Here is a 5,805-nt window from a genome sequence, read left to right on the forward strand (position 1 = left end):
AAAATAGCGCGCCAACCAGATACCAATTCTTCAAAAGTCAGTTGTGCTTCTGGAGAAGCTGTTGTAAGCTTTCGCCCAAACCAAGCCATGGTTGCAGTTTCAAACTGAAGCATAGCGTACTGGATTACTGGTACATTTGCCTCTTCATAATTTTCATTTACTGCACGCGCTACTTCTGCCGCTTGCGGAAGGAGTTGATTGCTGATTTTATCAACAACTGTCGCATCCATCTCTCTCCATGAAAGAAGTTGACCATTTACCTGATAAAAGAGCTCAAAGGTTTCTTGATTTTCCTTGAAATTAGTAAGAACAAAAGCACGTTCCACGGCCTCAGGACCACCAGCAGCTTTTACAGCGTTTATCAAGAGGTTTTGTTCCATTTGTCGCCAATAATCATCTGCTTCTTCTGCTAAATCAATTGTAAAAGGTGGAACAATTTCCTCGACAGGAATTTCACCTTTATTCGCTTTTTCAACATTACCGAATAATTTTTTTAAAAATCCCATTTGCTTCTCCTTTTTGGATTTATCCGACTGAACCTTCCATTTCATAGCTAATCAAGCGGTTCAGCTCAACTGCGTATTCCATTGGAAGTTCTTTAGTGAAGGGCTCTACAAATCCCATAACGATCATCTCAGTAGCTTCAGATTCTGACAAACCACGACTCATGAGGTAGTAGAGTTGTTCCTCTGAAATCTTAGATACCTTGGCCTCGTGTTCCAAAGCAACTTGCGAGTTGTGAATTTCATTAAACGGAATGGTATCTGACGCTGATAAGTCATCCATGATAATGGTATCACACTCGATGTGAGAAACAGATTTCTTAGAGTTCTTGTTAAAGGTTACTTGTCCACGATAGTCCACCTTTCCTCCGCCTTTAGCAATGGATTTAGACACGATAGACGAGCTTGTATGTGGAGCGTTGTGGATCATCTTGGCACCCGTATCTTGGTGTTGCCCTGCATTGGCAAAGGCGATAGAGAGCATGGTTCCACGCGCTCCTTCTCCATCAAGGTAAACAGACGGGTATTTCATGGTTGTTTTAGCACCCAAGTTACCATCAATCCACTCAACAGTCGCATCTTTCAAAGCTTTGGCACGTTTTGTTACCAAGTTATAGACATTATCAGACCAGTTTTGGATGGTTGTATAACGCATATAAGCTCCGTCCAAAGCGAAAATTTCTACAATGGCAGCGTGCAAGCTGTTACTTGAATAAGTTGGCGCTGTACAGCCTTCTACGTAGTGGACGCTTGCTCCTTCATCAACAATAATCAAGGTACGTTCGAACTGACCTGTATTTTCGTTGTTGATACGGAAGTAGGTTTGAAGTGGAATATCTACCTTGACACCTTTTGGCACGTAGATAAAGGTTCCACCCGACCATACTGCAGAGTTGAGGGCTGCCAACTTGTTATCAGTCGGTGGTACCAACTTCGCAAAGTATTGTTTAAACAAGTCTGGGTATTCCTTGAGGGCAGAATCCGTATCTGTAAAGATAATACCCAATTTCTGGAACTCTTCCTTCATGTTATGGTAAACCACTTCTGACTCATACTGGGCAGAAGCTCCTGCTAGATAAGCACGCTCAGCTTCTGGAATCCCAATACGTTCAAAGGTTTCTTTGATTTTCTCAGGAACTTCATCCCAAGAACGGGCAGGTTTATCAGAAGGTTTTTGGTAGTAGATCAAGTCATCAAAGTCAATCTCTGACAAGTCTGCTCCCCAGGTTTGCATAGGCATTTTTTTGAAGGTTTCATAAGACTTCAAACGGAATTCTAACATCCACTCAGGTTCACCCTTAGCAGCAGATAATTCACGAATAACACCTTCGTTGAGTCCTTTTCCTGTCGATAGGACAGGCTCTACATCGTCATGGAAACCAAATTTATATTCACCAAGGTCAATTGGTTTTGGTTCTACTCTTTCTTCAGCCATAATATCCTTTCTTTCATTATATATTTCTATGTTTCTTATTTATCTTCTTGATTTTCAATTGTCTTCTTAAGGGCATTCCAAGCTAGAGTTGCACACTTAATCCGTTGTGGGAATTTGGCAACACCTGATAAGAAAGCTGCATCTCCAAGTTGGTCTTGGCGGTCATCCTTTTGCCCTTGAACCATTTCAGAAAAAATGGTCGCAAGTTCTAAAATTTCTTGTTTGGTCTTGCCTAAAACTGCATCTGTCATCATACTAGCAGAGGCAGTTGAAATCGTGCATCCTGAATTTAGAAAAGCAATATCTTCCAAACGGTCCTCTGCGTCAAACTTGACAGAGAGGTTGATAACATCCCCACAGGTTGGATTATTGAGACTGATTTGCTCAGCGTCTTCTAACTTCCCTTGGTGATGTGGATTTTTCGAATGGTCTGCCACCACTGCCATATAAAGGCTATCTAGTTTAGAAAGTGCCATTGAAAAACTCCTTTGTCTTTTGTAGGGCATCGACTAGCTTGTCACAATCTGCCTTGGTATTGTAGATATAAAAACTTGCACGAGCTGTTGCTGGGACTTCCAAATACTGAAGCAAAGGTTGGGCGCAATGGTGACCAGCACGAACAGCCACTCCTTCATAATCAAGTGCTGTAGCTAGGTCATGGGGATGAAGATCACTTAGGTTAAAGGCAATGACACCTGAACGTTGAGCCAGGTCCTGCGAACCATAAATGGTCAAGCCTTCAATGGCCTGCAATTTTGGATAGACGTATGCAATCAATTCTTGTTCATGCGCTTCAATGGCATCCATGCCAATCTTTTCCAGATAATCCACTGCTGCAGCAAGTCCGATAGCACCTGCCATATTTGGCGTTCCAGCCTCAAATTTCCAAGGCAATTCCTTCCAACTAGCAGATTGCTCATAGACGAAATCAATCATCTCGCCACCAAATTCAACTGGAGACATTTGTTCCAGATACTTTTCTTTACCGTAAAGCACACCGATGCCAGTCGGACCAGCCATCTTGTGACCTGAAAAGGCGAAGAAGTCCACATCCAAGTCCTGGACATCAATCTTCATATGAGGCGTAGATTGAGCACCATCCACTACCATGATAGCTCCAACTTGGTGGGCCAATTTCGTGATTTCCTTGATAGGATTGACCACACCAAGAACATTTGAGGCTTGAGCTAGAGAGACAAACTTGACTTTATCAGTCAATTTAGCGCGCAAATCCTCCATATCCAGAGCCCCGTCCTTGAGATAAACATAGACAAGCTCTGCCCCAGTCTTGCGACAAGCTTCCTGCCATGGAATGATATTAGAATGGTGTTCCATTACTGAAATCAAGACTTGGTCTCCCTCAGTCAGAATTTCCTCAGCGAAGCGTGCCACCCAGTTAAGGCTGGTTGTCGTTCCTCTGGTAAAGAGAACTTCCTTTGTAGAGCCTGCATTGATAAACTTACGAATGGTTTCACGAGCAGCTTCATAAGAAGCTGTTGCTCGCTCCGCCAAGGTATGAACACCACGGTGAACATTGGCATTGTCCTGCTCATAGTAGCGGTTAATCGTTTCAAGAACTGCTAGTGGTTTTTGTGTCGTCGCAGCATTGTCCAGATAGACCAGAGGTTCATCGTTGACAATCTGGTCCAAAATTGGAAAATCCTTGCGAATCGCTTCTACATCTAACATAGGCTTCCCCTTAGCGTTTTGACAATTTTTCTTCGATAGTTGCAATCATTTCGTCACGAACTTCTTTGACTGGAATCTCAACAATTACGGAGCCAAGGAAACCACGAACAACCAAACGCTCAGCAGTCGCCTTGTCCAAGCCACGGCTCATGAGGTAGTACATATCTTCTGGATCCACCTGACCGATAGAAGCCGCGTGACCTGCAGTTACGTCATTTTCATCAATCAAAAGAATGGGGTTGGCATCTGAACGCGCCTGATCTGAAAGCATGAGAACACGACTTTCTTGCTGCGCATCAGCTCCCTTAGCACCCTTGATAATGTGTCCAATACCATTGAAGGTCAAAGTTGCTTTTTCAAGGATAACCCCATGTTGGAGGATATTTCCGATAGAGTTGCAACCATAGTTAGTCACTCGAGTATCAATCCCTTGAACCTGACGGCCACTTGAAAGAGCTACGACTTTAAGGTCAGCATGGCTACCATTTCCAATCAAATCGCTATCAAAATCAGCAACAACATTTCCTTCGTTCATGACACCGATTGCCCAGTCAATGCTTGCATCGTTGCCTAGTTTACCACGACGGCTAATGTAGGCCGTGACATTTTCACCTAAACGGTCAATGGCCGCAAATTTCACTTGCGCACCAGAACGAGCAATCACTTCAACTGTGATATTGGCAGTTGCTTTCGCACTACCTTCGCCACGTGACTCTAAACGCTCCAGATAACTAATCTTAGAATTTTTACCAGCGATAATCATAATATGCTTGTTAAATGGCACATCGCTATCGCTGTCTTGGTAGAAAATTCCTTCGATTGGCTCTGTAATCTCAACATTATCAGGAATGTAGAGAACAGCACCACTGTTAAAGTAAGCTGTATGGTAGGCTGCCAACTTGTCATCGTCATACTTAACAGATGACATGAAGAATTCCTCGATAAGTTCGGGAATTTCTTCTAAAGCTGAGTGGAAGTCTGTAAAGATTACTCCTTGTTCAGCCAATTCAACTGGAGTTTGTTCAAAAACAGTCTGCGTTCCTACTTGCACCAACTTCAAGTGATTATCTAGAGCCGTGAAGTCAGGAACATTTGCTGAAGGTTCACTTTCTTTGATGGTTCCATCTCCCAGATTCCAACGGTGAAATTTGACACGCTCAATAACTGGTAATTCTAAACTCTCAATCTTATCAAAAGCTTTTTGACGGAGGTCAGCCAACCAGCTTGGTTCAGCGTGCATTTCTGAAAAAAGTTTAATATTCTCTTTAGTCATTTACTTCTCCTAAAAGATACGAGGGAATTACAATTCTTCCTTGTAGTCATAGCCAAGTTCTTCAGCTAGTTTCGCGTATCCTTCACGTTCCAAGCGTGCAGCCAATTCTGGACCACCAGAAAGGACAACACGACCTTCCATCATCACGTGGACCACGTCTGGTGTGATGTAGTTCAAGAGACGTTGGTAGTGAGTGATAATCATAGCACCAAAGCCTTCACCACGCATTGCATTGACACCTTTAGACACAACTTTAAGGGCGTCAATATCAAGACCTGAGTCAATCTCATCCAAGAGAGCAAAAGTTGGTTCCAACATCAAGAGTTGAAGAATTTCATTACGTTTTTTCTCACCACCTGAGAAACCTTCGTTGAGGTAACGCTCTGCCATTTCTTCTTTCATGTTGAGCAATTCCATTTTCTCGTCTAGTTTAGTGATGAACTCACGAACTGAAATCTTTTCATCATCTTCTTTACCAGCATTCATGGCTGCACGAAGAAACTCTGCGTTGGTAATTCCAGGGATTTCAGATGGGTATTGCATAGCCAGGAAAAGTCCCATACGCGCACGCTCGTCTACTTCCAACTCAAGGATATTTACACCATCAAACAAGACCTCCCCTTTAGTAACCTCATAGTTAGGGTTTCCCATGATAGCTGCAGAAAGAGTCGATTTACCAGTACCATTTGGTCCCATGATAGCTGCGATTTCTCCTGTTTTCAGAGTCAGATTGACCCCTTTCAAAATTTCTTTTCCTTCAATCTCAACGTGAAGATCTTTGATCTCTAATACTGACATGATAGTTCCTTTCTTTTTCTGGCCTACTTCCTTTATCCTTAAAGAAATCACTTACATTTCTCTAAAAATAAAAGAAAAGGTCCATAAATATACTCTACTAGTATAAC

6 protein-coding genes are annotated in these 5,805 nt (G+C 42.7%); all 6 read right to left on the minus strand.

Features of this window, described 5'->3' with window-relative positions; genetic code table 11:
* On the minus strand, positions 1–506 hold a 506-nt coding region (locus tag GMD5S_RS10315; protein WP_016893855.1), incomplete at its 3' end, for a hypothetical protein.
* A 19-nt stretch (positions 507–525) separates the two neighbouring features.
* The gene (gene sufB / locus GMD5S_RS0209405) at positions 526–1,938 is read right to left on the minus strand and encodes a Fe-S cluster assembly protein SufB (RefSeq protein ID WP_000797071.1); all 1,413 of its coding nucleotides are present in this window, start codon (positions 1,936–1,938) and stop codon (positions 526–528) included.
* 35 nt (positions 1,939–1,973) lie between these two features.
* Positions 1,974–2,414 carry a Fe-S cluster assembly sulfur transfer protein SufU gene (gene sufU, locus GMD5S_RS0209410; protein WP_001218474.1) on the minus strand — a complete coding sequence of 147 codons (441 nt, stop codon included), beginning with the start codon at positions 2,412–2,414 and terminating at the stop codon, positions 1,974–1,976.
* Positions 2,401–3,627, minus strand: coding sequence for a cysteine desulfurase (locus GMD5S_RS0209415; protein WP_000887703.1), 1,227 nt, complete (start codon positions 3,625–3,627; stop codon positions 2,401–2,403). The genes sufU and GMD5S_RS0209415 overlap by 14 nt, the downstream gene beginning before the upstream one ends.
* Positions 3,628–3,637: 10 nt before the next feature.
* Positions 3,638–4,900: a Fe-S cluster assembly protein SufD gene (sufD, locus tag GMD5S_RS0209420; protein ID WP_000159650.1), complete on the minus strand. Its 1,263-nt coding sequence runs from the start codon at positions 4,898–4,900 to the stop codon at positions 3,638–3,640.
* A gap of 27 nt (positions 4,901–4,927) precedes the next feature.
* Positions 4,928–5,698 carry a Fe-S cluster assembly ATPase SufC gene (sufC, locus tag GMD5S_RS0209425; protein WP_000114489.1) on the minus strand — a complete coding sequence of 257 codons (771 nt, stop codon included), beginning with the start codon at positions 5,696–5,698 and terminating at the stop codon, positions 4,928–4,930.
* Between the last annotated feature and the right edge of the window lie 107 nt (positions 5,699–5,805).

It is taken from the genome of Streptococcus sp. GMD5S (assembly GCF_000298715.2).
Taxonomy (GTDB): domain Bacteria; phylum Bacillota; class Bacilli; order Lactobacillales; family Streptococcaceae; genus Streptococcus.